Raw genomic sequence first — 26932 nt, 5'->3', positions numbered from 1 at the left:
AAAAGGCACCTTAACGGTGCCTTTCTTATTTCCAGGTTGAATATTCCGGGTCAGTTATTTACCCTGCTACTATCGCGATTGCAGAGAGAAGCGGATGAAATACGACTTAATCATTATTGGCAGCGGTTCCGTGGGTGCCGCAGCCGGATACTATGCCACTCGCGCCGGTCTGAACGTTCTGATGATCGATGCGCATATGCCACCGCATCAACAGGGGAGCCACCACGGCGACACACGATTAATTCGTCATGCATATGGCGAAGGTGAAAAATACGTTCCGCTAGTGCTGCGCGCGCAGACATTGTGGGATGAACTTTCGACCCAAAATGAAGAACCGATTTTTGTTCGCTCCGGTGTGATCAACCTAGGTCCGGCTGATTCAACCTTCTTAGCTACCGCAGCGCAAAGCGCGAAACAGTGGCAACTCAACGTCGAACATCTTGATGCCGCCGCCATCATGGCTCGCTGGCCCGAGATTCGCGTACCTGAAAATTATATTGGTCTGTTTGAAGCTGAGTCGGGCTTTTTGCGTAGTGAGTTAGCGATTAAAAGCTGGATCCGCCTGGCTGAAGAAGCTGGCTGCGCACAGCTGTTTAAATGCCCGGTCACGGCTATTCATCATAGTGATGATGGCGTCACGGTAGAAACCGCCGACGGTGACTACCACGCCAAAAAAGCCCTGGTCAGTGCCGGGACATGGGTGCAGGCATTAGTACCGGAACTGCCGATACAGCCAGTGCGCAAAGTGTTCGCATGGTATCAGGCCGATGGCCGCTATAGCGTTAAAAATAACTTCCCGGCCTTTACCGGCGAGTTGCCAAATGGCGATCAGTACTACGGTTTTCCGGCAGAAAACGACGAACTGAAAATTGGTAAGCACAATGGCGGACAGGTAATTCACGCTGCCGAAGAGCGCAAGCCGTTTGCCGCTGTGGCCAGCGATGGCTCCGAAGCTTTCCCATTCCTGCGTACAGTTCTGCCAGGCATTGGCTGTTGTCTGCACGGCGCATCCTGCACTTACGATAATTCGCCGGATGAAGACTTTATCATTGATACGCTACCTGAGCATGACAATACCCTGATCATCACCGGACTGAGCGGGCATGGCTTTAAGTTTGCCTCCGTACTGGGGGAAATCGCAGCAGATTTTGCGCAGGACAAAGCGCCAGCCTTTGACCTGACGCCATTCAGGTTGAGTCGCTTTAAGTAATAATGCATTAATGGCCTCATGGTGAGGCCATTTTTAATGACAGGAATAACATTGATGCGGCGCATCTTTCATTATCTGGTAAATAATATTCGTGAGCATCTTATGCTCTACATTATTTTATGGTCGCTGCTGGCAATGATGGATGTGATATATATTATGTTTTTCTGATCGTAGCTCGCTGACATTAATTGACAAAAACTGATGCTTACTTAATTTTCATTGCAATAAACTGAACAAGAAAAACCCCATTCGCACCGTGTAATAAAGCCATCCCCTCGCACATTCCCTCTAATCATTTGATGATTATGTTCATACTCAATCAATTTAATTGATTTAAAAATAAATATCATCACCATTGTTATTTATTAGTTGCATTAATGTCTTTTACACGCCATTTTTATTCACTCCTGAAATATCTCGCGGTGTTCTTATGCAATACACTAATAGTCCACAGCGCTATGGCGTGGTGTCAGTCGCGTTACATTGGCTGGTTGCGATTGCTGTATATGGCATGTTTGCGTTGGGTTTATGGATGGTCACGCTCAGCTATTACGATGGCTGGTATCACCAGGCCCCTGAACTGCATAAAAGCATCGGAATCCTGCTCATGATGGGGCTGGTCATCCGCGTTGTCTGGCGGTTGTTCTCCCCTCCTCCTGCTGCGCTGACAAGCTATTCCCGCTTAACCCGCATCGCAGCGGCAATGGGCCACCTTACACTGTACGCCCTGCTCTTTTCGATTGTTATCAGCGGTTATCTGATCTCGACCGCAGATGGCAAAGCGATAAGCGTATTTGGTTGGTTCGATATTCCCGCCACTCTTGCCAACGCGGGCGCTCAGGCCGACCTTGCCGGCAGCTTGCACCTGTGGCTTGCATGGAGCGTGGTGGTTTTATCGCTTCTTCATGGGCTTATGGCCCTGAAACATCACTTTATCGATCACGACGATACCCTGAAGCGCATGTTGGGAAAATCGTCATCTGACTATGGAGCTTAAAATGAAAAAAAACCTGCTGGGATTGACACTCGCCTCTCTGTTATTCACGGCCGGCTCAGCCATGGCGGCAGATTACAAAATTGACAAAGAGGGACAGCATGCCTTTGTTAATTTCCGTATTCAGCACCTGGGTTACAGCTGGTTGTATGGCACGTTTAAAGATTTCGACGGTACATTCACCTTTGATGAAAAAAATCCTGCTGCCGATAAGGTCAACGTCACCATCAACACCAACAGTGTTGACACCAATCACGCCGAACGTGACAAACACCTGCGCAGCGCAGAGTTCCTTAACGTGGCCAAATTCCCGCAGGCGACCTTTAGCTCCACCAGCGTGAAGAAAGAGGGGAACGACCTCGATATCACCGGTAATCTGACCCTGAACGGCGTCACCAAACCGGTTACACTGGATGCGAAACTGATCGGTCAGGGTGGCGATCCATGGGGTGGCACGCGCGCCGGTTTTGAAGCGCAAGGCAAAATTAAGCTGAAGGACTTCAACATCACCACCGATCTCGGCCCTGCTTCGCAGGAAGTCGATTTAATCATCTCAGTGGAAGGTGTGCAGCAGAAGTAACGTATGAGTGTTGCCGGATGAGGTGACAGCCATCATCCGGCAAAATTTTATTGCGCGGGATCCGGAATACCCAGTTTGGTATTCAGACGACCGCGGGATTTATTAAAGATTTTGTTGCCATTTTCACGCCCGGCGCGACGACGTCGTTGCTCTTCTTCTGGCAACTCACTCTCTTCGCAGCACAGCTCACTGCAGCAGCCTTTATACTGCTGCGCGCAAGCCGGGCACTGAATAAACAGCAGATGGCAGCCATCATTTTTACAATTAGTGTGGCTGTCGCATGCGGTTCCGCACTGATGACAATGCGCGATAACATCTTCAGAGATCCTTTCGCCCATACGCTCATCAAAAACGAAATTTTTGCCGATGAAACGTACCGGAAGCCCCTGTTCACGCGCCTTGCGGGCATATTCAATAATACCCCCCTCAATGTGCCAGACTTTGCTAAATCCGTTGTGCTTCATCCAGGCGCTGGCCTTCTCACAGCGGATCCCGCCCGTGCAGTACATAACGATCTTTTTATCTTTATGCTCCTGCATCATTTCAACCGCTTTCGGCAACTGGTCACGGAACGTGTCTGCCGGGATCTCCAGCGCATTCTCGAAGTGCCCCACTTCATATTCATAGTGGTTGCGCATATCAATGAATACCGCGTCAGGGTCGTCCAACATGGCGTTCACTTCAGCCGCCTTCAGGTAGTCACCCACGTCGCTGGCGTTAAAGTCAGGATCATCAATCCCATCCGCCACAATGCGTTCGCGAACTTTCATGCGTAGCACCCAGAATGATTTTCCGTCATCGTCCAGGGCGATATTAAGGCGTAATCCATCCAGGGCAGGATCGAACGCATACAGCTGTTGGCGGAATGCATCCACGTTGCTTTGCGGCACGCTAATTTGCGCGTTAATGCCTTCATGGGCAAGATATACACGCCCGAACACATTCAACGCAGTGAACAGTTGGTACAGCGCATCACGCGTATGTTGCGGGTCATCGATGGTGAAATATTTATAAAACGAGATCGTCGTGCGCGGCTCAGTCTCGGCCAGCATTTTGGCTTTGAGCGCGTCGTTCGAAATGCGGTTGTGTAACACTGGCATGGTGTACGTATCCTGCAAATTGGGAGTAAATGAAAATCGGCGGCATCATAAAGCAAATATCGCCAATTTACATCCACACATTTTACGCTACATTTCATACTTCACGATAAAAACACAACAACAATTGCCGATTTAATCACCGTTCTCCCGTCACAAATTTTTGATACGCGCGAAAAAATGCGACAATACAGGGAATTGGTCGTTTGAAGACAGGATAGACATGACGAATTTACCCAAGTTTTCGGCTGCACTACTGCATCCACGTTATTGGTTAACCTGGCTGGGTATTGGCATCCTTTGGTTAATCGTGCAGTTACCCTACCCGGTACTTTATAAGTTGGGCTGTGCATTAGGTCGTCTGGCGTTACGTTTGATGAAACGCCGGGCAAAAATCGTTTCACGTAATCTGGAGCTGTGCTTCCCGCAGATGAGTGAGCAGGAACGCCAGCAGATGGTCGTCAGGAACTTCGAGTCCGTCGGCATGGGCGTGATGGAAACCGGGATGGCCTGGTTTTGGTCCGATAAGCGCATTTCACGCTGGACAGAAGTGATTGGTATGGAACATATCCGTGACGTTCAGGCGCAAAAGCGGGGGATCCTGTTAGTCGGCCTACACTTTCTGACCCTGGAACTGGGTGCGCGTCAGTTTGGTTTGCAGGAGCCAGGTATCGGTGTGTATCGTCCTAATGACAACCCACTGCTCGACTGGTTACAGACCTGGGGCCGCATGCGCTCTAATAAATCAATGCTTGATCGTAAAGACCTGAAAGGAATGATTAAAGCGTTGAAAAAAGGCGAAGTGGTCTGGTACGCACCGGATCATGACTACGGCCCTCGCGCCAGCGTGTTTGTACCGCTGTTTGCCGTTGAACAGGCCGCTACGACCTCCGGGACCTGGATGCTTTCACGCATGTCGAATGCCTGCCTGGTGCCATTTGTTCCTCGCCGTAAGCCCGACGGTAAAGGGTATCAACTGATTATGCTACCGCCAGAGTGTTCACCGCCGTTAGACGACGCGGAAACCACGGCTGCATGGATGAATAAGATCGTTGAACAATGCATCATGATGGCCCCAGAACAGTATATGTGGCTGCATCGTCGCTTCAAGACTCGTCCTGAAGGCGCCCCTTCCCTGTACTAACACGCGGTTGCAGTCCAGTGGGCTGCAACCCCTCCTTACTCGCTTTAGGTTTAACTGCTATCCGCATTGCAGCAACTATCAACCGGGCGCATAATTAGTCTGCTTACTTATATTCAATCGATAGCGCATACAGCGCCTCACACTGCGGATCGTTATGTCACCCTCAGATGCCCCCATAAACTGGAAACGCAACCTCACCGTTGCCTGGTTGGGTTGTTTTTTAACCGGCGCAGCATTTAGCCTGGTCATGCCCTTTTTGCCCTTGTACGTTGAGAGTCTCGGCGTCACGGGCCATAGCGCCCTGAACATGTGGTCAGGTCTGGTGTTCAGCATCACCTTTTTGTTTTCAGCTATCGCCTCCCCTTTCTGGGGTGGCCTTGCCGACCGCAAAGGGCGAAAAATCATGCTGCTGCGTTCCGCGTTGGGTATGGCTATTGTGATGCTGCTGATGGGGCTGGCGCAAAATATCTGGCAGTTCCTGGTTTTGCGCGCGCTGTTGGGTCTGCTCGGCGGTTTCATTCCCAACGCCAATGCGTTGATCGCCACCCAGGTTCCACGCAATAAAAGCGGCTGGGCGCTGGGAACGCTCTCTACCGGCGGCGTCAGTGGCGCACTGCTCGGGCCGCTGGCAGGTGGACTACTCGCTGACCAGTATGGATTGCGTCCCGTATTCTTCATTACCGCCAGCGTACTGCTGGTCTGTTTTATCCTGACGCTATTTTTTATCCGCGAGCGTTTTCAGCCGGTAAGCAAGAAAGAGATGCTGCACATACGTGAAGTCGTGGCCTCGTTAAAAAATCCCAAATTGGTGCTGAGCCTGTTTGTCACCACCTTAATCATTCAGGTGGCGACCGGTTCCATTGCGCCAATCCTGACGTTATACGTGCGGGAATTAGCCGGAAACGTCAGTAATATCGCGTTCATTAGTGGGATGATTGCCTCCGTACCCGGCGTAGCGGCGTTAATCAGTGCCCCAAGGCTTGGCAAACTCGGTGACCGGATTGGCCCGGAGAAGATCCTGATCGTCGCACTGATTATTTCCGTGCTATTGCTGATTCCAATGTCATTTGTACATACGCCCTGGCAATTGGGCGTTCTGCGTTTTTTATTGGGTGCTGCCGATGGCGCTCTGCTCCCGGCGGTGCAAACGCTGCTGGTCTATAACTCAACCAATCAAGTTGCCGGGCGTATTTTCAGTTACAACCAGTCATTTCGCGACATCGGTAACGTAACGGGACCATTAATGGGGGCGGCAATATCCGCCAATTACGGCTTTCGCGCGGTTTTCTGCGTGACCGCGGGGGTTGTACTGTTTAACGCGATCTACTCGTGGAATAGCCTGCGCCGTCGCCGAAGCGTTGAGCTCGCTGGATGATTTGTCTATATTGCCTGAATCCGAAGAGTAAACTTTGCGTTTTCAGGCAGTATTCATTTTACTTTTAATGATAATAGTAACACACCTTATTCCTGCCAGAGTTTTTGGCGTCATACAACGCAGCATCGGCATAAGAAACAACTTTATCCGCCGAATCATCATCAGCTTTGCTACAATATACACCGATGCTGATCGTCATCTTTTCTTTTAAATCATAGGCATTGGGTATGGTCGTTCCATGCTCAACATTTCTTCTGATTCGTTCTGCAACGACAAGAACTTCATCTTTATCCTTGCACTTAAGAAGAATAGCAAACTCTTCACCGCCAATGCGTGCAAAGATATCCGAGTCTCTAATTGACTTGTTGATTATATCAACAATACTTATTATTACCCGATCCCCCTCCTGATGCCCATAGGTATCGTTAATTCGTTTAAATTTGTCGATATCCAGGACCATTACGCAAACCACGCCTTTCGCTAGCGATGTTTTTAACGATCTATAGAACAGCTTTCGGTTGTATATTTTGGTCATGGCATCTTTGATAGCCGAATCCGTTTCTTTTTTTAGAATAATAAAAGTGTTATACATTAATATCGATATTATACAAAGGGTACTGATCACCTCAATCCCTCTGCTGATATACCAAATATACATACTATATTCATCTAAGCTTAATAGCAGTACATTAGTTAATATTCCTGAGCAACACAGTAAGCCGATACTTTTCCATAAAATATTATGTGTTTTAGTTTTAATGACCAAATATAGCAGAACCATCCCCCAGGCAACAATCAGTGAATAAATGTAGCCAATATGCCAGTGTACGGTTACGTTGTCGGGTTTTAAGCTCGTAATCTCAAGGGTCATGCCCGGATTATAACTGGCCAGGCTATGCGCCAGTACAGCGATAGCCAACATTATTAAAAACGCTACCGCTATATAGCATGGTTCTCTTTCTTTAGTTTCAATTACTGTCGAAGATGCTTTATAAGATTTCAAGGATACAAATAACAAGGCAATAAAACTAAGTTGGCGAAAATAATAGAATATAGCGATATCGTTAGTTCTTTTTTCTATCGAAGTGTGATCATTAATTAAATCCTGAACGATATAAATAGTTTCCACAAAGAAAATATTATTGCTAAGAAACGCCATGCCTAAGATCATAAGACACGTTAGATCTTTCCTGCATAAATACTGAAACAACATAAAAAGGAAAATAATTCCATATAAAAAGAACAAGCCTACTATGATAATCAAATATATTGTTTGCGGAACGCTCTGTATTGTTAATTTAAACTGCGTAAGACATAACCCACCAAGAATATAGCTGATTAAGCAAGTTATATAGAACGCCATCAACTTCCTGTTATTTGAATTACTGTTTTCCATAACATCCTTAGGAGTATTCTTGAGTTGGCATTTTATATAATAAAGCATAAGCATTTGCAATCTATATAGCCGTACAACTTCAGTGATATTTATTCATTTATTATTTAATGATTTTTTATCCATTTATAACACCCGGTATTAATCATCTATTATTAAGTATCTTTTTTTAAAACGCCTCACGCCATTAACAGATGTTGCACATGGCGGATACTTAGTCATTACTTTTACGCTTCTTGAGTTCAGTACCCCTCAATAATTACCTCTGTGATTTTTTCACATTAATAAATATTTTTTCCTTTATTTTAATAAGGTTAGACATCCTCTCATCAGAACAATGGGCATTGGCACAATCAAAAACTCGAATAAATACGTATTAAATCTGAAGATTCATTTATATAACAGTATCGTTTATTTATTTGATTTTCATTACGCCACAGCTAACCACACACATTACCTTTTTTTCTCAAATTCGCGGTCGTCCATTACGCCAACTTCAGTATCTCGCATTGTAAATTTTTCCATACCAATCGAAGACGTCATCATAAAACCTTGTCGTCGCTACCAACGGCTGGCATTCATTTGGGTTAGCTCTGCAGTCAATGGGTTTGACGCTCCGCGGATCGAGGTCTATAGATTGAATCATCACCATTTATTGTTCACCTTAGGAGAAGATTATGGCAAAGAATGACATGTATTTTTATGCCACGCTGGAAGAGGCTATTGATGCTGCTCGTGAAGTGTTTCTGGCAGATAACCCGGGGCTGGAGGCTGACGATGCCAGTGTTCAGCAGCTAAGCGTACAAAAATACGTGCTACAGGATGGCGACATTATGTGGCAAGCAGAATTCTTTGCCGATGAGGATGATGTCGATGGTGAATGTCTGCCAATGCTAAGCGGTGAAGCGGCGCAAAGCGTTTTTGATGGTGATTATGATGAGATTGAAATTCGTCAGGAGTGGCAGGAAGAAAACACGCTTCACGAATGGGACGAAGGTGAATTTCAGCTGGAGCCTCCCCTTGATACCGAAGAGGGTCAGACCGCAGCCGATGAATGGGATGAGCGATAATTACTCGTAAGGTCCATGGTGAATGTCGAGCGGTAACAGCAGCGTATCAAACACCAGCGAAAACGGCAGGTCGAGGATGGTGACGTAGCGCCATGCGGAATCCCGGACATCCCACTGTACGCCTGGATAGTATTGGTTGCCGTGCCCTTGTCCTGGGATGGTCCGGCTAATAATGCTGCCGCATCCGCTCAGGAACAAGACCATTATCGCCACTGCCACTATTCGCATCTGGTACCCCATGACTCTTTTTATTAAGTATAAAAAAATACCGGCACCAGGCCGGTATTTTCACATTACAGAACGCTTATTTTTTCCTGAGCGCTAACGGATTCAGGGTCAGACCCTGATAGTAATTCACCCACGAAGAATACTTATCAGGTGAATTCCAGACGCGATAATGTAAACGCGCCATGGTCACCGGATCGCTTAACAGCACAAGGCGACGATCGCGATTCAGTTTCTCCGGCGTTTCGTTCAGCGCCTGCTCCACATGACGGTCGCGTGCAATCTCAAGAACGTTACTGGCGCGGTGGCGCGCAGTCGCCATTGCCGTCGCCAGCGCGTTAAACGACGGGTTAAACACCGCATGCATAAAGCCGTCGTCCAGCGTACGATTACGGTTCATCACCAGGTAATTATCTGTATCCACCAACACCTGTGGCGGAGAGTACTCTTCCGGGATCAGGAACAGCTTCCAACGTTTGGTTCGTAACCCAACCGTAGAACGACTGGAAATTACGGAAACAAACGGCGAGAGGATCAGCGAGAAGACAATCGGCGCCAGCCAGAACAGAAAACGCAGATCCAGCCAGGCCATACCCACAGCCCACACCAGCCCCAGCAGTAGCTGAGAACCGTGACGCATAAACGCTTCCCCCCACGGGGTTGAATCGTCATCACGCTGCGGCGAATTCCACACCACTTCCCAACCGAGGAATGCGCTCACCACGAAAACGGTATGGAACAGCATACGCACCGGCGCCAGCAGCACAGAGAACAGAACCTCCAGCAGCAGCGACAGCGTGACGCGAATAAATCCACCGTACTCTTTCGTCCCTTTACACCAGATAAGCAAAATGCTCAGCAGCTTCGGCAGGAACAGCAGCACCATGGTGGAGGCAAACAGCGCGATCGCCAGTTCAGGTCGCCATTGCGGCCATACCGGGAATAGCTGCCGCGGTTGCAGGAAATACTGCGGCTCCGTCAACGCATGGACTACCTGCAAGGCGGTAGACAGCGCGAGGAACATGAACCATAACGGCGCTGACAGATAGGACATAACGCCGGTCAGGAACACCGCGCGGTGAACCGGGTGCATCCCCTTGACCAGGAACAGACGGAAGTTCATCAGGTTACCGTGGCACCAGCGACGGTCACGCTTGAGTTCATCCAACAGGTTTGGCGGCAGCTCTTCATAAGAACCCGGCAGATCGTAAGCGATCCACACGCCCCAGCCGGCACGACGCATTAATGCCGCTTCCACGAAGTCATGGGAGAGGATCGAACCGGCAAATGAGCCTTCACCTGGTAACGGCGCCAGCGCACAGTGTTCAATAAACGGCTTCACGCGAATGATGGCGTTATGACCCCAGTAGTGCGATTCACCCAACTGCCAGAAGTGAAGCCCGGCGGTAAACAACGGGCCATAAACACGGGTCGCGAACTGCTGGCAACGCGCATACAGCGTATCCATACCGGAAGCCTTCGGCGAAGACTGGATAATCCCGGCGTTCGGATTTGCTTCCATCAGACGTACCAGACCGCTGAGACAGTCTCCGCTCATCACGGAGTCAGCGTCGAGCACTACCATATAGCTGTACTGATTCCCCCAACGGCGGCAGAAGTCATCGATGTTCCCGCTTTTGCGCTTCACACGACGACGACGACGACGGTAGAAAATCTGCCCTTCGCCCTGCACTTCAGCAATCAGTTCCATCCACGCTTTTTGTTCCGCTACGCAGATATCTGGGTTGTAGCTGTCGCTCAGGATGTAAACATCAAAATGCTCAGCGTTGCCCGTTGCTTTAACCGACTCCCACGTGGCGCGCAGCCCCGCGAATACGCGGTCAACGTCCTCGTTACAGATAGGCATAATCAGTGCGGTACGGTGTTCAGGATTCAGTGGTTCATCCCCTACCGTTGAGGCGGAGATACTGTACTTATCTCGCCCAATCAGCAGTTGCAGGAAGCCCATCAGCGCGGTCCAGAACCCCGCAGAGACCCAACAGAAAAGTACGGCAAACAAAATCAGAATGCCGGTCTGTAGCATGTAGGGCAGCAGTTGCATAAAGGACACCCACAGGTCCTGCCCCATCATGTCGACCGGATTTATGAATGCCCAACCCTGGTACGGAAGGATTGTCTTCATATACCAGGTTGCTACGACCGTTTGCGCCAGCGTTAAGATCAACAGCGTATAGCGGCGGATTGTGCCAACGGTACGCCATTTTTGCTCGCTCTCTTGTTCTTCTTTCGTCAAACGCGAAAGATAACGCGGAGTCACATCACGTCCACGCAGACGATCCCAAAAACGACCAACCGGGTTGGTACGCCAGGGATCGGGGAACATCGAAGTACGCGTTGCTTTTGGCATCGCCTGAAGCTGATCGCGTCCTTCATCGTCCTTAACCAACTGTTCTTTCGCCAGAGAATCTGGCCATGCTTGCTCAAGGCGAGCTTTCACTGAACCCTGCGGTGAATCATCTTCGCGCGAGTAAGTACGATGCTCGGCATCCAGCGCCTGATGAACGGCGCGGATGTCAGTTTTCGGCAGTGCCGCTTTTTCGATATCCGAAAGCGGCATTGCGTCAATATACTCAGTTGTCTTATTCATTGGCAGGTAACTGGTAGCTCCAGGTTTCACTCAACGTCTGATCGGCATTGACCAGAGCTGCTCGCATTTCAGTGGTTTTCTTCACGTCTTTCACCTTCACGCGCAGCATCAAACGCCAACCTTTAGTGACCGGGTTGTAACGCACGGTGTTTTCAACGATCTCGCCGTTGTCGCCAATGCTGGTTTGTGCGGTAACCGGGGTATCCTGCGGCAGCTTTTTCATGTCTGCGCCGGTAAAATCCACCACAAACGCGATAGTACCGTCTGGCTGACGAATCAGATTGGATTGTTTAACATCACCCGTAGAACGACGAGTCTGCTGTACCCAGGCATTTTCCGGCGCATGAAGCTTGTCTTCATCACGCGTGAACGTCAGGGAGTACTTGAAGTTCATCTCTTTGCCCGCTTCAGGCAGTTGATCCGGCGTCCAGTACGCGACGATATTATCGTTCGTTTCATCGTTAGTCGGAATTTCAACTAACTCAATCTTACCTTTGCCCCAGTCACCTTTTGGCGTGATCCAGGCGCTCGGACGCAGGTCGTAACGATCGTCAATATCTTCAAAACGCGAGAACTGACGACCACGCTGCAACAGACCGAAACCTTGCGGGTTTTCCATGGTAAAGCTGCTCACCGCGAGATGTTTCGGGTTGTTCAGCGGACGCCAAATCCACTCGCCGTTGCCAGCGTGAATAGACAAACCATTAGAGTCATGCAGTTCCGGACGATAGTTCGTTGCCGGAGATGGCTGGTTTGGGCCGAACAGGAACATACTGGTTAACGGCGCCACGCCCAGCTTGCCCACTTTGTCGCGCAGGTAAACTTTGGACTGAACATCAACAACCGTGTCGCGCCCCGGAATAATGACAAAGCGATACGCTCCGGTTGCGCGCGGAGAATCCAGCAAGGCGTAGATGGTTAAACGTTTGTCAGTCGGTTTCGGACGTTCGATCCAAAACTCACGGAAGCGGGGAAATTCTTCACCAGAAGGCAGAGCGGTATCGATCGCGAGACCGCGCGCAGAAAGACCGTAGACCTGGCCTGCGCCGAGAACACGGAAATAGCTGGCACCGAGCATGCTGACGATTTCATCGTTTTTATCTTTGCTGTTGATCGGATACAGCACCTTGAACCCGGCGAAACCGAGATCTTTTACCGTGTCTTTATCATGCTGAACATCGCCAAAATTAAAGTAATCCGGGCTATATTTGATTCTTTTCACCGCAGTGGCGGTAACTTCGTTGATTTTGACCGGCGTGTCGAAGTACATACCCTGGTGGTAGAATTCGAGCTTAAATGGGGTCTTGAGATTGCTCCAGTAGGCTTTATCGCGATTAAACTGGATCTGCTGATAATCCGCATATTTCATGTCGCGGAAAACGGAGGGCAAGTTACTTTTTGGCGCCTCATAGCCTTTACCGGCTAAGGATTGAGCTTGTTTTGCAACATCATCAATGCTGAACGCCCAGCTCGATGATGTGTACAGCGTTAACATGACTGCTGCACCCAACCAACGCATTTTCATCATTTGTAGTTTATGTTTCATAATTAGTAAGCACTTCCCCCTTTGTGTGCTTATATTGATCCGATCCATTTTAATGGATAATCGGGCATTCCGACAACTGAATCCCTGTATTGTTCGCGCGCTGGCTCATGCTTTAAGCAGCTTTGTCTGCTGTTTTCACTTTGCGTGCTTATCCTGGAGACAGGTTGTTGGACTTCGTGTAGGGTTGGCCTCGAATGTAACCATTATTCGTCTTAGGGATAAGACGAAAAGTCTGAGAATACGTAACTGTCTATGAGCTCTGTATCACCACCACGTGAATATTTTCTTGACTCCATCCGTGCCTGGCTAATGTTGTTAGGGATCCCCTTCCATATTTCTCTGATCTATTCCACCCATACCTGGCACGTGAACAGCGCAGAGCCGTCGTGGTGGTTGACCCTTTTTAACGATTTTATCCATGCGTTTCGCATGCAGGTCTTCTTTGTTATTTCGGGTTACTTTTCGTACATGTTATTTTTGCGCTATCCGCTAAAGCGGTGGTGGAAGGTACGTGTAGAACGCGTGGGAATCCCCATGCTGACGGCGATTCCATTGCTGACGCTGCCGCAATTTATCATGCTGCAATACGTGAAGGGCAAAGCAGACAGCTGGCATACTCTCAGCGGGTACGAAAAGTACAACACGCTGGCCTGGGAGCTTATTTCCCATCTGTGGTTTTTACTGGTTCTGGTAGTTTTAACGACCGTAAGCATGTGGGTATTTACCCAGATGAAAAATAAGACAATGCGTAGCGAAGGTGCGAACCCCTCTTCTGTGTCGATGAGCAAATTAACGCTGATTTTTATTTTATTGGGTGTCGGTTATGCCGCCGTCAGGAGGGCGATTTTCATCCTCTACCCTTCAATTCTCAGCGATGGCATGTTTAATTTTATTGTTATGCAGACGCTGTTCTATGTGCCTTTCTTTATGCTCGGCGCACTGGCGTTTATCAATCCTACTCTGAAAGCGCTGTTCACCACGCCATCGCGCGGCTGTACGATAGGCGCCGCATTGGCGTTTGTCGCCTACCTGCTCAATCAACGTTATGGCAATGGCGACGCGTGGATGTATGAAACCGAATATGTCATCACCATGGTCATGGGACTGTGGATGGTGAACGTCGTCTTTTCACTTGGCCACCGTTTGCTGAATTTCCAGTCGGCCCGCGTAACCTATTTTGTCAACGCGTCGCTGTTTATCTATTTAGTGCACCACCCTTTGACGCTGCTTTTTGGCGCGTATATCACACCGCATATCTCATCGAATCTGCTGGGCTTTTTCTGCGGCCTGCTGTTTGTGGTCGGGATTGCGGTGATACTGTACGAAATCCATTTACGCATACCGGTGCTGAAGTTTCTCTTCTCGGGTAAACCGCCCGTTAAGCAAGATAAAAATAAAGCTGTGGCCGGTTAATTTTTCTCTCATTACGTGGTTCAGAGCAGCCACTCAATGGGTAACACAGATGCAAGCTTCACCAGAACCCGCTTCCAGAATCCTGTGGCGGGTTCTTTTTTCAGTACCTGTTCGCTGCCGGAAGCGCGATCCACCCAATTAATTCTGCCCCAGCGGTCGAGGCGTAGTTGCCAGGCCATGTCACGCTGGCTCTGCATAAAACGTTTATGGATCACTTCAGCCAGCACTTCACTCTCAATCACAAACCCCATTTCCGTATTAAGCAGCGTTGAACGGGGATCAAAATTAAGCGAGCCGATAAATACTTTTCGGCCGTCAATACTGAAGGTTTTTGCATGCAGGCTGGACCCTGAATTACCGGTTAATCCGCGGTCGTGGACCACTGAAACGTGTTCGCGGGTAGGTTTAAGTTCGTATAATTCTACGCCGTAGCGCAGCAGTTTCTTTCGCCATCGCGCATAGCCCGCATGAACAATAGCCACATCATTCGCCGCCAGCGAATTGGTTAAAATAGCAATCTTGACGCCTTTCCTTACCATTCTCAAAAGCTGTGCTACCCCGGCGCGAGTTGGCACAAAGTAGGCGGAAATAATATCAATTCGCTCGCCAGGCGACCCCATCACATCAAACAAACGCTGCGGTAATAACGAATGGCGCGGCGCTTTCCCTTCACCTTTGGCTGGATCATCACTCAGCAAACGCGTTTTCGCCCAAATCAGCGGCAGCGACTGTTGATCAAGACTGGTCATAAACTGGCTGGTCTCCAGCTTGTGCAGATAGCGGCGAGTAATATCATCGTTATACCAGGATTCAGGCAGTTCGATACGCTGCAAGGAATCTGACTCCGACATCTCAAGTACGTTTTGTAACGTTGAAACAGAACGGCAGTGCCAGTAACGCTCAAAATCATCCGCAACATCTTTGACAACTGGCCCAATAGCCATGACGTCCAGATCGGAAAACAGCGGTTGCTCACCCGCCCCAAAATAGGCATCACCAATATTACGCCCGCCCACGATGGTCACCACACCGTCAGCGGTATAACTTTTATTGTGCATACGCCGATTAAGCCGGGCAAAATCGGTCAAATAGCCGAGGGCGCGCAGGATACGAAAGGAAAAGGGATTAAACAGACGAACTTGTATATTAGGATGGCTGTCCAGTAGCCGCAGCGTGTCATCAAGACCCGGCGTGTTGTTGTCATCCAACAGCAAGCGGACCTTCACTCCACGTTTCGCCGCCGCCAACAGGACAGAAAACAGCAATAGCCCGGACATATCGTTCTCCCAGATGTAGTACTGCACATCCAGTGTACGTTCCGCCATTTCTGTCAGCCGATAACGAGCAGCAAAGGCATCCAGGCTGTCATCCAACGTAAGAATGCCACAGTCTCCAGGGTGGTTAGCGCAAAGTGGCGTGATAGCCCGCTCAAGTCGTGTCATATCAGTCCGTTATTGTCACCTTGCTGGGCAAGTAGTCTCTTGTAGAGTTGAGCGTTTTCTTCGTCAAAACAAACAAAGTATATTTGATCAGGAAGCGTACGACGGGTAATAAATTTCAACACCGTGTTTACCGCTATTTCTGCCGCTGCTGCGCGGGGATAGCCGTAGGCTCCGGTACTGATTGCCGGAAATGAAATGGATTGATACCCATTGGCCAGGGCCAGTTGCAGCGTATTCCGATAGGCCTCTTCGAGACGTTCAGCCTCATGATGCTCTCCACCTTGCCAGACGGGTCCTACGGTGTGAATAACCGCTTTTGCAGGAAGTGCCCCCGCCAGCGTGATAACGGCATGCCCGGTCGGGCATTCTCCCTGTTGCTGGATAACCTGTTTGCAGGCTTCCAGCAATGCGGGTCCGGCGGCGCGATGGATTGCGCCATCAACACCACCACCTCCCAGTAGCGATGAATTCGCCGCGTTGACGATCACATCAACAGCGATCGTCGTAATATCGCCGTGTAACACATGCACGCGTGAATGCATAAATTCCCCCTGACAAAACACGATTCATCAAGTGTACAGCAGGGATTTCCTTGAAATCTCACTTTTTAACCACAAGTTTGCATGTCTAAGCCAGAATGGTTCATTTATATTCAATGTTCAGAATCGCCATGTTTTTCTGTTCATTGAGGTAATGCATTTTCACAGTGGCAATTTGCTGCACATTCTGAGGGGCTGTCGTGACCTGTTGATGGTTGTAGAGGGTATTACGGGTAGAGCCATTACGTATACAAGACAATTCGATCTGTTGTTGTCGAGTGCTAACGTCGCAGGGCGCTTCAACTATTGCTCCGCGAAAATGAATAACCCCTCCGGACGAGATTTGCTGTGCCACTGCGGGGAGAGTAAAAAAAGATAACGTACAAAAACTGGCGATAAAAATACGTTTAAAAAATGTACACATAAGGGTTCCTCAATGATTAGTCATCCTTGAGGGATCTGAATGATCCTTCACCGCTGCGAGCTACGATCAAATAAAACGTTGTACGTTTCTATATTCATAGAACAGCACCGCATTCCCAGCCACACCCTTAATGCAAATACAGCAAAAATTATGGCTGACTGGTTGAGTCAGGCCATTGTTGTGACAGATGCAGAGACTGCCCATCCGAAACGGTAACGATAATTTTGACCGAATCCCCAGGTGAAATATTAAAGCTCAGTTTAGTTAGTTCAATCGGCCGATTAGCGGGGACCGAAAGGCTTGTTTTCTGCTGCGATTGGCTTTGTCCCCCCTCCCCCTTACGGACGGCAAGAACTTGTACCTCACATACGCAGGGTTGAGTTAACGTCACCTGTGGAATAATGGTGTACATATCGCCTTGCTGGGTCGTATTGAATGTTATTTGATTTGCCAGCGCGGCAATGAGTAATAATGTATGCATCATATTCTCCCGAAAAAAAACAGGGCTCACGCCCTGTTTATTATCAGTCAGAAAACTGAATTAGTGTTGGTTAGCTGTGGCGTTGTTGCCAAAGCCAACTTGACGAATCAGCACATTGGAATCAGAAGCGGTCTGATTAACCAACGCACCGTTACGGCCACCGAACTGGGTCACGCTAATATCAGCATTTTTTGCATTCCACTGATCGATAGTGGCGCTGTTCTGGAAGCCGGTCTGTTTCAGGTTAATGGTACTGTCATCAGCACCTTGACCTACAACAGCCCCGTTTCCACGCCCGTGTTGTGTGATGGTGACATCTGATTTACGCGCATCACTTTGCAGAGCATTCGCTACGTTGCCTGTCCCATATTGGTAGATGCTCATTGAAGAATCTGGGCCATAGTTATTACCGCCGCCATGATGATTGCCGCCCCATTGCGGAACAACACCAGCCAGAGCACTGCCAGAAACTACGATTGCTGCGAATGCTGCCACTTTTAAAAGTTTCATGGTAAACCCCCATCGGATTGATTTAAAAGTCGTTAATGGATTAGCGTTGAGTTACGCGAATTGCCATATGCGACTGTCTCTGCACCACAACTGCTGTTTTTTGTGTACCATACTGGGTAATATTTGCTTTATTACCAGAGCCTTTCTGGATAATTACCGCTGTATTACCATAAGAACCTTGTTTAATACTCGCGTCATTGGAACTACCCACCTGATCAATATATGCAAAGTTATATGATCCCGTCTGGTCTGTTTTCGCCCGGTTACCAGAACCTTCTTGCGAAATGACCGACAGTAGCTTCGAGCCGCCCTGACGAATATTTGCACTGTTCGCAGTGCCGACCTGACCAATAATGGCTGCCTGATTAAATGAAGACTTACTTAATTCATTTACCGCAAAGTTATATTCTGAATTAGCTAAATCATAACTTGCTGCGGATGCAATCCCAGGCACACCCAGTATTGTAAACATCATAAATAACAACTTGTTTTTCATGTTGTCACCCTGGACCTGGTCGTACATGAAGTTAAATTAGTTACCACTCAAATTGTTGTTAACATGACTTACATTTGTTAACGCCACGTTACGATGAAGAGTATGTCCGCTGAAACATTTTAAATAACTCACCCGCCAGTGGTATTTTTATATTTGGATTCACCCCAAAGTATTAATTAACAACAAACAATACCGTTACCGCCTTGAATTTAATTTCTTTTAAAGCCTTAAGAGTGAATTTCTATGCAGAGGCAGAAAAAGCGCATCCCCCTCCATTTCCGGGCTTCGTAGCATCGTGCTGCGATAGACATCGGTACAAGTCGTGACAAGCGTCATTTTTTTCAATCTAAAATTGTCCAACTTAAACTCAGGCGAGACAACCTGAATTCATCAGGAATTCAAAGCCGAAAAATTTTAATTTTTTTTATTTTAAATCAATGAGATATTATAATTTGTATGATTTTTTAAATCTATGCAATAAGCCTAAAATGTACAACTTTACTATCAAATCTAAACTCAATTAAAACCCCAAAATCACATTTTAATATATAAATTTACATTATGTAACATGTTTAACACTTGCTTTAAGATTTGTAATAGCTAGATTGAAAACAGTTGAAGTCCATTTATTTTGATATTTTTACCCCGTTGGGTCGATATTTTATTTCTACACAGCAGTGCAACATCTGTCAGTACTTCTGGTGCCTCTATTTTAGTAGAGACAGCTGTCAGGTGTGCGACTAAAAAAAGTGGAGTTTCATCATGTTTAATGAAGTCCATAGTATTCATGGTCATACATTATTGTTGATCACTAAACCTTCGCTGCAGGCAACTGCGTTATTACAGCACTTAAAGCAATCACTGGCGCTAACCGGAAAATTGCATAATATTCAACGATCTCTGGATGATATTTCCTCCAGCTGCATTGTTTTAATGGATATGATGGAGGCAGATAAAAAACTGATCCATTACTGGCAAGATAATTTGAGCAGAAAAAACAACAATATAAAGACTTTATTGTTGAATACCCCAGATGATTATCCCTATCGGGATATTGAAAACTGGCCGCATATCAATGGTGTATTTTACGCAACCGAAGATGAACAACGTGTAGTCAGCGGCTTGCAAGGTGTGCTGCGCGGCGAATGCTACTTTTCGCAAAAGCTCGCCAGCTACCTGATCACACATTCCGGTAACTATCGTTACAACAGCACGGAGTCGGCATTACTGACTCACCGTGAAAAAGAGATCCTTAATAAATTACGTATCGGTGCCTCAAATATTGAAATCGCGCGCTCACTATTTATCAGTGAAAATACGGTGAAAACACATCTTTATAACCTTTTCAAAAAGATAGCTGTCAAAAATCGTACGCAGGCGGTTTCGTGGGCCAATGATAACCTCAGGCGATAAAGCCATGAAACGCTATTTGACCTGGATTGTGGCAGCAAATTTAGTCCTTGCTGCCGGGAATCTACACGCGGCTGTAGAAGTGGAGGTTCCCGGACTATTGACTGACCACACGGTCTCTTCCATTGGCCATGATTTTTATAGGGCCTTTAGTGACAAGTGGGAAAGCGAGTACACAGGAAACTTAACCATTAATGAAAGGCCCAGTGCACGTTGGGGAAGTTGGATTACTATAACGGTCAATCAGGACGTTATCTTCCAGACCTTTTTATTCCCGACGAAAAGAGACTTCGACAAAATAGTGGTCTTCGCATTGGCAGAAACTGAGGAAGCATTAAATCGCCGGCAAATAGATCAAACACTATTAAGCACAAGCGATTTAGCGCGTGATGAATTCTAAAACATGATTTTGTCCGGAGGCTTTCATGCGTGTCAAACATGCAGTGGTTTTGCTCATGCTAATTTCACCATTAAGTTGGGCCGGAAACATGACGTTCCAGTTCCGCAACCCAAACTTTGGTGGCAATCCAAACAACGGTTCTTTTTTATTAAATAGCGCCCAGGCGCAGAACTCGTATAAAGATCCGAGTGGTGATGATTTCGGGGTTGAAGTCCCATCAGCACTGGATAATTTTACTCAAGCTATTCAGTCGCAAATACTCGGTGGTTTACTCACTAATATCAATACCGGTAAACCGGGGAGGATGGTAACCAATGATTTTATCATTGATATCGCCAACCGGGATGGGCAACTGCAATTGAATGTCACGGACAGGAAAACAGGGAAAACGTCGACTATTGAAGTTTCGGGTTTGCAAAATCAGTCAACCGATTTCTAAATTATAGCCACGAAAGGAAAAAATCATGCAGCGCTTACTTATCATGGTGGCAGTAATTTTACTCAGCGGATGCTTAACCGCCCCGCCTCAAGAGGCCGCTAAGCCGACGTTAATGCCCCGAGCCCAAAGCTATAAAGATTTGACGCATCTACCTATGCCTACAGGTAAGATATTTGTGTCGGTATACAACATTCAGGATGAGACTGGCCAGTTTAAACCTTACCCGGCAAGTAACTTCTCTACCGCCGTTCCGCAAAGCGCCACGGCTATGCTAGTCACCGCATTGAAAGATTCTCGTTGGTTCGTCCCGCTGGAACGTCAGGGGTTACAGAACTTGCTTAACGAACGAAAAATCATTCGCGCGGCTCAGGAAAACGGTACGGTTGCCATTAATAACCGGATCCCACTCCAGTCCCTGACCGCTGCAAACGTCATGGTGGAAGGGTCAATTATCGGTTATGAAAGCAACGTTAAATCAGGGGGAGTCGGCGCGCGCTATTTCGGTATTGGCGCCGATACGCAATACCAGCTTGACCAGATAGCGGTAAACCTGCGCGTGGTTAACGTCAGTACCGGTGAAATCCTCTCATCGGTGAATACCAGCAAAACCATTCTGTCTTATGAAGTGCAGGCTGGGGTGTTCCGCTTCATTGACTACCAGCGTCTGTTGGAGGGTGAAATTGGTTATACCTCTAACGAACCGGTTATGCTTTGCCTGATGTCAGCAATTGAAACCGGCGTTATCTTCCTGATTAATGACGGGATAGATCGCGGATTGTGGGATTTGCAGGATAAGAAACAAGTTGATAATGACATCCTGGTTAAATACCGCCATATGTCGGTACCGCCAGAATCCTGATAGATCGTTACGGCATAAAAAGCGTGAGGGGATCCTCACGCTTTTTATTTATTGGTCAACGTCGGCGATATCCGACTTTCACGGCGTGACGCCAGCCACAATCCGCTATTTTTCATCGCATAGCCGAATACCAGGCCCAACGCCAAAGATGGCACGACCAGTCGCCAGTCTCCCTGCCCTGCAAACGTTGCACAAGCACCAATAAATGTGCCCGGCACAAATGAAAGCAACCATTGCTTTGCCTGTATACACATCATAAACGCGACAATTCCCGTCATGACATAGCCAACAATATCCATATGTGGGGCAAGCGCACTGCCGTTAATAATCACCAACGCCCACACAACACCGCTTAGCAGCGTACACGCCGAGATCCACAGCCCTTTCAACCCACCTTGCGGACAGGCAAAGTAGGCTGTGCAGCCCAGAAAACCAGCCCAGCTGAGTAAACCGAGAGAAACGGCCACCCATCCCCAGATCCCGGAGAGAATGCCCGTTGTGATTGCAATTGAGAGAAGTATATTCATGCCGCGCATCTTAGCAGAAAAACGGCATGGGAATGCGATCGCGCACACAATTTATGCAAGTTGATAAATTGAGTTGCAGTTTAATGTGATTAAAATCACATTTATTCGTCTGTATCTTCCTGCAATTCGTCCCACATCGCACCAATCGCATCGCGCGTCAGAGGCGCTATAGTACGCCAGAATGGGGTATTCGCATGCGCTTCAACTTTCCCCAGAAACGTGCCGCACCAGGGTAACAGGTAGTCCACAAACAAGGTTTCAAGCGCTTCGCTTTCATCTTCCGCAGACTGATCTTCAAGCCATGAAGCCGCCAGCAACAGCGTGCCAATATGATCTGCCGGCGTATCTGCCAGCGGCATTCCCCGGGCAGAAAGGAATGCACGCACATCCGATTCTTTCGCCCCTTCTACCCAGGCGCTACGATAAGGCGGCACCGCACAATCGTCTCCCACAAATAACGCGTTGTAATCCGCAGCCAACTGAGGCATATCGCAACTCTTCTGCAGACGAGCCAACAGTTCGTCCTGTTCCAGCGGCCAGTTGGCGGAAAGTTTACCTTCGCTAATCAGGGTAAACAGAGGAACCAGTATAGGGTCCTGAGGTTGGCGGTAAAACAGCGAGCCCAGTACACGACACAGGATAGAAAACTCATTCATTGATATATTCCAGTTAGTAACAATTACAGTTCAGCAAATTCCGCGATCGGCTCCATGCCTCGCGATTCCAGAAACGTCAGCAGGCGTTTTGGCGTAACGTTTAAAATTCGGTCTTCCGGGAAATTCACATCATCCAGAATTTTACGGCATTCACCGAAATCTCCTAAGGTGAAAGCGGTATGTGAATCTGACCCTAACGCGACCCAGCCGCCGGCATCACGCACAGCCGCAGCAACCGCGCGGCAATTGTCCTCACTGCCCTTACGTGAATGCAAAAACGAAGAGTTGTTGATTTCCAACGCAACCTGATATTTTGCCGCGGCCTGAGCAATCGCAGTGATATCGACGGGATATTTCGGATTCCCGGGATGGCTGATAATGTGTACGTTGCCACTGGCCATGGTGGCTATCATCGCCTGCGTATTCGTGTCTTTATCGTGTGGAGCGAAAACCGGCTCATGAAAGCCTGCGATAATCAAATCCAGGGAAGTAAACATCGGACCTGAGCAGTCAATTTCACCTTCAATATTTTTAATATTCGCTTCAATTCCGCGCAGGATCCCTACGCCGTCCACGATTCGAGGCCAAATGCGCATATTAATAAAGTGCCAGTGGTGAGGCGCATCCGCCATGTCCGGTCCATGATCGGTAATGGCAAACAGCTTGATGCCTTTGCGACGGGCTTCAGCGATGTAATCACTTAAGGTGCTGTAGGCGTGGGTGCTGGCGACGGTATGCATATGCAGGTCAACGGGATACATAACTCTCTCCTGTAGTCATTTTCCGTCAAGGATAGCAGGTATCGCCGCCATTTATTAGCGGAAACCCGGCACTTGCCGGGTTAGCATTAGTACCCCCGTACGCGATCGACCTGACCCGTAACGGCTTTGCCACTTTCCAGACTCAAAATCGTACGGGAGATATAATCCACCGCTTCCGCCGGACGGGTAACAGCGGCGATGTGCGGTGTCATCGCCACTCGCGGATGTTTCCATAGCGGGCTGGTTTCCGGCAGCGGTTCACGGCTATAGACATCCAGCATGGCGCCTTTCACCTTGCCGCTGTCCAGCGATGCCAGAAGATCGTCTTCTTTGAGATGAACGCCGCGCGCCAGGTTCAGCACATAAGCGCCATCCTGTAACTGGCTGAGTAAACCTGCGTTAATGATGCCCACGGTTTCTGCCGTATTGGGTAGAAGGTTGATAAGCACGCGAGTTTGGCTCAAAAACGCGCCCAGCTCTTCGGTACCAGCAAAGCTTTCCACGCCAGGCCAGGATTTACGCGTACGACTCCAGCAGCGCAGCGGGAACCCCCATGACTGTAAACTCTCGGCAACTTTCGCACCTAAAACCCCAGCCCCCATAATCCCGATGGTGAACTCATCGCGGGTATACTCTGGTAAAGGTTGCCATTTCGCCTGGTTTTTTAATGCCTGGTAATCATCAAAGCGACGAAACCAGTGCAGCACCTGACTTACCGCATATTCCTGCATTTGCAGGCCCATACCCGTATCTTCCAGACGAAAAAGCGGGATCGAGGTATCCAACATCTCCGGGTGAGCGTTTAGTTTACTGAGAATGGAATCGACGCCCGCACCCAGTGCAAATACGGCTTTTAATTTTCGCCCCGCGAGCATTTCAACCGGCGGATGCCAAACCAGCGCATAGTCAGCATGCGCATTATCACCCGCTTTCCACTCACGGACGTTCGCGCCTGGTATTGCTTTTGCCAGCGCATTAATCCACCAGCTTGTATCGAATGTTGGGTGATAAAAAATTATGTCCATCTTTTCTCCTGAGCATTGCTATGCGGAACTTTCTCGCACTTATTATCATCATTTTTCGAGGGAACCTCAGAGTAGCAAATTTTAGGGTGCTGGCAAAAAAAACAATTCCCGCTTATTTAAGCTCCAGATTGTTTGAAGTTTGTGTAAATGCACGCTTTTTTCAAAAAGTTGATTGACGTCGGGGCGGTATTTCCCTAAATTAGCGCCCGTTCCGGTAGCACAGGAACAACAATATGGTGAGGTGTCCGAGTGGCTGAAGGAGCACGCCTGGAAAGTGTGTATACGGCAACGTATCCGGGGTTCGAATCCCCGCCTCACCGCCATATTTTAAGAAGAGCTCGTACGCAAGTACGGGCTTTTTTTTTCGCATATTGCACACCTGCGGGGGGATGAGAAGCCCCGACCTGTGTTCGACAACTGGCGCAGCCAGCTGGACAGACTGGGAGCGTCGCGAACGGGCTGCCCCGAAGGGGCGAGCAAAGCGAGTCAATCCCCCCCCCTCACCGCCATATTTTAAGAAGAGCTCGTACGCAAGTACGGGCTTTTTTTTCGCATATTGCACGCCTGCGGGGGGGGGATGAGAAGCCCCGACCGGGGTTCGACTGCTGGCGCAGCCAGCTGGACAGATGACGAGCCCGCGAGGAATCTACCCGCAGGGCGAGCGAAGCGAGTCAATCCCCCCCCTCACCGCTATATTTTAAGAAGAGCTCGTACGCACTCCACAGTGCGACGCTGGGTTCCCATATAGCGCATAACGCCATATCTCACTGTCTGAAATTCCGTCATTTGCTTTCTTTTTATACTATTAACGGTTTCATCAATCGTTACCCAGGCAGGCATGACGGAATTGTTACTATGATAAGGAAGAAAACTCATATCACATTCTCCTGTTTTATCTTCCAGAGGAACTCAACATCGTCGTTAGTTAATACACACAAGAACACCACAGACAAATAAAAATCGGGTAATAGAATTATCCCAAAACACATCAAAGATAAACAATAAATATTAAATAAGATCATTTTATATGACCTATGAATATAAAAACAATCCTCCTGAATTTATCAATAACAGGATATAATAACAATCGGAGTTTTATAAGTACATGAATTCCCATCATACATTCCAGGAAAATATATGAAAACCTGTTCAATAATATATTTATGCGCAGCAATATTTTTATTGAGTGGCTGTGTTCGCTCCCCAATTGACGCAAAGAAAAAGGATGTTTCCATAAAGGAGAGTGGCATCAGTAAAAATGCTTCCAACCAGTTAACAGATAAAGATATCTTTGGCAACGAGACCACACTTGCCGTTTCAGAAGAAGATATCCAGGCCGCACTGGAAGGTGAGAAATTCAGCGTACCGCTGAACTCCGCTGTCATCCTGGTCCAGTCCGGCAACCGCGCTCCAGAGATGGTTATGCAACAGGAAATGAGTCGGTATTACCGGATATCGACATTTTCAGGTATCCCGGACCGGCAAAAAGCGATTTCCTGTAATAAGGTAAAAAATGAGGAAGGGGAAGCCGCCACCAGCGAAAATATGAACTATATGCAAGCACTACGCTATATTGCGGCAAAAGGACAACAAAAGGTAGTCATCGTATACTGGGACACACTACAGTCAGGTAAATATGACACCACAACCAAAACCCTGGTCTGGTCAGATTATCGAAACGAAAAATTGTCCAGTACAGACTCGCTGCGTTACCTGGTGCGTTTCGCTCTGGTAGATGTGGCAACCGGAGAATGGGCGACCTGGTCTCCGGTCAACTATGAATACAATACCCTTCAGCCGCTAGCCGGAAAAACATCAGTGACAGACCAGCAAATAGTTCAGTTAAAGCAAAAAACATTCGCTGCGGTGGTTAAGGATATGGTAAATCGCTATCAGTAACCAGATGCCACACCTTTACGTTGTCTGCCGCCAATTACCTGTGGCGGCAGCCAGCGGTATGAAAATATCCTGTCCTCTAACCCATCTCTTTTTCCGGACCAGAAACCGTGCCATTGCCCGCGACGCAAATGGGCCCTGACCTGCCGCCCGTTAATGGAACTGACTCCTGCGATATCAATTCCGCTCTGACTGTTAAGTAACAGGCAAAGACGTTTCTTATTATCAGCCATACCCTGATTTACCGCCAGTCAGGAATTTCTTTCCCCTTCATTAAGCGGACATTTTCAATTCCACTGACAGCATCCGGATAGCATTTATAAAAAGTATCAGCAATCCCCGCAGGATCCGATATGTGATGTTCTCCAGATACCGCCATCAGAATGGATTTGCCCCTATATTTCCAGACACC

At 48.1% G+C, this 26932-nt stretch carries 27 protein-coding genes, 1 tRNA gene, 1 other RNA gene and 2 pseudogenes; 15 read left to right on the top strand and 16 right to left on the bottom strand.

Translation table 11 applies throughout. The annotated features are described in order from the left end of the window. The first annotated feature begins 94 nt into the window (after nucleotides 1–94). The 4 genes from solA to FDX14_RS23770 all read left to right on the top strand — a co-directional run bounded on the left by solA (nucleotide 95) and on the right by FDX14_RS23770 (nucleotide 2784). Nucleotides 95–1210 carry an N-methyl-L-tryptophan oxidase gene (solA, locus tag FDX14_RS23785; protein WP_137350375.1) on the top strand — a complete coding sequence of 372 codons (1116 nt, stop codon included), beginning with the start codon at nucleotides 95–97 and terminating at the stop codon, nucleotides 1208–1210. Between the two features lie 54 nt (nucleotides 1211–1264). After that, nucleotides 1265–1378, top strand: a complete 114-nt coding sequence (locus tag FDX14_RS23780) for a YceO family protein (RefSeq protein WP_137350374.1) — start codon at nucleotides 1265–1267, stop codon at nucleotides 1376–1378. A 262-nt stretch (nucleotides 1379–1640) separates the two neighbouring features. After that, a complete protein-coding gene (locus tag FDX14_RS23775; RefSeq protein ID WP_061381779.1) occupies nucleotides 1641–2207 on the top strand; it encodes a cytochrome b in 567 nt (188 codons plus the stop codon). 1 nt (nucleotide 2208) lies between these two features. Further along, nucleotides 2209–2784, top strand: coding sequence for a YceI family protein (locus tag FDX14_RS23770; RefSeq protein WP_079224682.1), 576 nt, complete (start codon nucleotides 2209–2211; stop codon nucleotides 2782–2784). Nucleotides 2785–2831: 47 nt separating this feature from the next. Here the strand turns inward: FDX14_RS23770 and trhO are convergent, their stop codons facing one another. Continuing rightward, the gene (gene trhO / locus FDX14_RS23765) at nucleotides 2832–3884 is read right to left on the bottom strand and encodes an oxygen-dependent tRNA uridine(34) hydroxylase TrhO (protein WP_079224684.1); all 1053 of its coding nucleotides are present in this window, start codon (nucleotides 3882–3884) and stop codon (nucleotides 2832–2834) included. A gap of 220 nt (nucleotides 3885–4104) precedes the next feature. Here trhO and FDX14_RS23760 point away from each other — a divergent pair, with 220 nt between their 5' ends. Then, nucleotides 4105–5025, top strand: coding sequence for a Kdo(2)-lipid IV(A) acyltransferase (locus tag FDX14_RS23760; RefSeq protein WP_038639653.1), 921 nt, complete (start codon nucleotides 4105–4107; stop codon nucleotides 5023–5025). Nucleotides 5026–5179: 154 nt separating this feature from the next. Next, on the top strand, nucleotides 5180–6400 hold the full coding sequence (gene mdtG / locus FDX14_RS23755) for a multidrug efflux MFS transporter MdtG (RefSeq protein WP_042309229.1): 1221 nt from the start codon (nucleotides 5180–5182) through the stop codon (nucleotides 6398–6400). A gap of 64 nt (nucleotides 6401–6464) precedes the next feature. On the opposite strand, the gene FDX14_RS23750 is transcribed toward mdtG, so the two are convergent. Further along, entirely contained in the window at nucleotides 6465–7796 is a 1332-nt protein-coding gene (locus tag FDX14_RS23750; RefSeq protein ID WP_079226180.1) for a sensor domain-containing diguanylate cyclase, read from the bottom strand. A gap of 689 nt (nucleotides 7797–8485) precedes the next feature. Here FDX14_RS23750 and FDX14_RS23745 point away from each other — a divergent pair. Beyond that, nucleotides 8486–8863, top strand: coding sequence for a MysB family protein (locus FDX14_RS23745; RefSeq protein WP_038643106.1), 378 nt, complete (start codon nucleotides 8486–8488; stop codon nucleotides 8861–8863). On the opposite strand, the gene FDX14_RS23740 is transcribed toward FDX14_RS23745, so the two are convergent. The 3 genes from FDX14_RS23740 to mdoG all read right to left on the bottom strand — a co-directional run bounded on the left by FDX14_RS23740 (nucleotide 8864) and on the right by mdoG (nucleotide 13224). Continuing rightward, on the bottom strand, nucleotides 8864–9091 hold the full coding sequence (locus FDX14_RS23740; protein ID WP_038639644.1) for a YceK/YidQ family lipoprotein: 228 nt from the start codon (nucleotides 9089–9091) through the stop codon (nucleotides 8864–8866). Nucleotides 9092–9167: 76 nt separating this feature from the next. Continuing rightward, nucleotides 9168–11696, bottom strand: a complete 2529-nt coding sequence (gene mdoH, locus FDX14_RS23735) for a glucans biosynthesis glucosyltransferase MdoH (RefSeq protein ID WP_042309231.1) — start codon at nucleotides 11694–11696, stop codon at nucleotides 9168–9170. Then, nucleotides 11689–13224, bottom strand: a complete 1536-nt coding sequence (gene mdoG, locus FDX14_RS23730) for a glucans biosynthesis protein MdoG (RefSeq protein ID WP_137350383.1) — start codon at nucleotides 13222–13224, stop codon at nucleotides 11689–11691. The genes mdoH and mdoG overlap by 8 nt, the downstream gene beginning before the upstream one ends. A 270-nt stretch (nucleotides 13225–13494) precedes the next feature. Between mdoG and mdoC the strand changes: the two genes are divergently transcribed. Beyond that, a complete protein-coding gene (gene mdoC / locus FDX14_RS23725) occupies nucleotides 13495–14655 on the top strand; it encodes a glucans biosynthesis protein MdoC (RefSeq protein WP_137350373.1) in 1161 nt (386 codons plus the stop codon). A gap of 20 nt (nucleotides 14656–14675) precedes the next feature. Here the strand turns inward: mdoC and FDX14_RS23720 are convergent. From FDX14_RS23720 to csgB, 6 genes and pseudogenes are all read right to left on the bottom strand, one after another. Next, nucleotides 14676–16164 (bottom strand): annotated as a pseudogene (locus tag FDX14_RS23720) (phospholipase D family protein). Further along, nucleotides 16112–16639: pseudogene (ymdB, locus tag FDX14_RS23715) on the bottom strand (O-acetyl-ADP-ribose deacetylase); the annotation flags it as partial. The pseudogenes FDX14_RS23720 and ymdB, both read right to left, overlap by 53 nt. A gap of 100 nt (nucleotides 16640–16739) precedes the next feature. Beyond that, nucleotides 16740–17060 (bottom strand): YmdA family protein, encoded by a 321-nt coding sequence (locus FDX14_RS25680; protein ID WP_137350370.1) that lies wholly within the window; start codon nucleotides 17058–17060, stop codon nucleotides 16740–16742. A 148-nt stretch (nucleotides 17061–17208) separates the two neighbouring features. After that, on the bottom strand, nucleotides 17209–17541 hold the full coding sequence (gene csgC, locus FDX14_RS23705) for a curli assembly chaperone CsgC (protein ID WP_042309242.1): 333 nt from the start codon (nucleotides 17539–17541) through the stop codon (nucleotides 17209–17211). A gap of 60 nt (nucleotides 17542–17601) precedes the next feature. Beyond that, nucleotides 17602–18051: a curli major subunit CsgA gene (gene csgA, locus FDX14_RS23700; RefSeq protein WP_042309244.1), complete on the bottom strand. Its 450-nt coding sequence runs from the start codon at nucleotides 18049–18051 to the stop codon at nucleotides 17602–17604. Nucleotides 18052–18091: 40 nt separating this feature from the next. After that, nucleotides 18092–18547, bottom strand: coding sequence for a curli minor subunit CsgB (gene csgB, locus FDX14_RS23695; RefSeq protein ID WP_079224689.1), 456 nt, complete (start codon nucleotides 18545–18547; stop codon nucleotides 18092–18094). Nucleotides 18548–19309: 762 nt separating this feature from the next. Between csgB and csgD the strand changes: the two genes are divergently transcribed. From csgD to csgG, 4 genes are read left to right on the top strand one after another with little or no spacing between them, the layout of a single operon-like run. Beyond that, entirely contained in the window at nucleotides 19310–19960 is a 651-nt protein-coding gene (gene csgD / locus FDX14_RS23690; protein ID WP_042309248.1) for a biofilm master transcriptional regulator CsgD, read from the top strand. 4 nt (nucleotides 19961–19964) lie between these two features. Further along, nucleotides 19965–20357 carry a curli production assembly/transport protein CsgE gene (csgE, locus tag FDX14_RS23685; protein WP_042309250.1) on the top strand — a complete coding sequence of 131 codons (393 nt, stop codon included), beginning with the start codon at nucleotides 19965–19967 and terminating at the stop codon, nucleotides 20355–20357. A gap of 25 nt (nucleotides 20358–20382) precedes the next feature. Continuing rightward, on the top strand, nucleotides 20383–20796 hold the full coding sequence (gene csgF, locus FDX14_RS23680) for a curli production assembly/transport protein CsgF (RefSeq protein WP_042309252.1): 414 nt from the start codon (nucleotides 20383–20385) through the stop codon (nucleotides 20794–20796). A 25-nt stretch (nucleotides 20797–20821) separates the two neighbouring features. Beyond that, a complete protein-coding gene (gene csgG, locus FDX14_RS23675) occupies nucleotides 20822–21655 on the top strand; it encodes a curli production assembly/transport protein CsgG (RefSeq protein ID WP_003036082.1) in 834 nt (277 codons plus the stop codon). Nucleotides 21656–21699: 44 nt separating this feature from the next. Here the strand turns inward: csgG and FDX14_RS23670 are convergent, their stop codons facing one another. The 4 genes from FDX14_RS23670 to ghrA all read right to left on the bottom strand — a co-directional run bounded on the left by FDX14_RS23670 (nucleotide 21700) and on the right by ghrA (nucleotide 24624). Further along, nucleotides 21700–22182 (bottom strand): DUF1097 domain-containing protein, encoded by a 483-nt coding sequence (locus tag FDX14_RS23670; RefSeq protein WP_042309254.1) that lies wholly within the window; start codon nucleotides 22180–22182, stop codon nucleotides 21700–21702. A 101-nt stretch (nucleotides 22183–22283) separates the two neighbouring features. Further along, entirely contained in the window at nucleotides 22284–22838 is a 555-nt protein-coding gene (locus FDX14_RS23665; protein WP_042309256.1) for a TorD/DmsD family molecular chaperone, read from the bottom strand. A gap of 23 nt (nucleotides 22839–22861) precedes the next feature. Then, on the bottom strand, nucleotides 22862–23599 hold the full coding sequence (locus FDX14_RS23660) for a phosphatase (RefSeq protein ID WP_042309259.1): 738 nt from the start codon (nucleotides 23597–23599) through the stop codon (nucleotides 22862–22864). 86 nt (nucleotides 23600–23685) lie between these two features. After that, nucleotides 23686–24624, bottom strand: a complete 939-nt coding sequence (gene ghrA, locus FDX14_RS23655) for a glyoxylate/hydroxypyruvate reductase GhrA (RefSeq protein ID WP_137350369.1) — start codon at nucleotides 24622–24624, stop codon at nucleotides 23686–23688. 235 nt (nucleotides 24625–24859) lie between these two features. Here ghrA and FDX14_RS23645 point away from each other — a divergent pair. The 3 genes from FDX14_RS23645 to FDX14_RS23635 all read left to right on the top strand — a co-directional run bounded on the left by FDX14_RS23645 (nucleotide 24860) and on the right by FDX14_RS23635 (nucleotide 26523). Then, nucleotides 24860–24947: transfer RNA gene (locus tag FDX14_RS23645), tRNA-Ser, on the top strand. A gap of 232 nt (nucleotides 24948–25179) precedes the next feature. After that, nucleotides 25180–25317: non-coding RNA, RtT sRNA (locus FDX14_RS23640), on the top strand. A gap of 444 nt (nucleotides 25318–25761) precedes the next feature. Next, nucleotides 25762–26523, top strand: a complete 762-nt coding sequence (locus FDX14_RS23635) for a lipoprotein YafT (protein WP_137350368.1) — start codon at nucleotides 25762–25764, stop codon at nucleotides 26521–26523. Here FDX14_RS23635 and FDX14_RS25825 read toward each other — a convergent pair. After that, a complete protein-coding gene (locus FDX14_RS25825) occupies nucleotides 26517–26753 on the bottom strand; it encodes an AcrVA2 family anti-CRISPR protein (protein ID WP_473709598.1) in 237 nt (78 codons plus the stop codon). The two genes, FDX14_RS23635 and FDX14_RS25825, sit on opposite strands and share 7 nt — an antisense overlap. Nucleotides 26754–26932: the final 179 nt, after the last annotated feature.

The sequence above is a fragment of the Citrobacter sp. wls710 genome, from assembly GCF_005281115.1.
Lineage (GTDB): Bacteria > Pseudomonadota > Gammaproteobacteria > Enterobacterales > Enterobacteriaceae > Citrobacter > Citrobacter werkmanii.
This window is presented reverse-complemented; position numbering and strand designations above follow the sequence as displayed.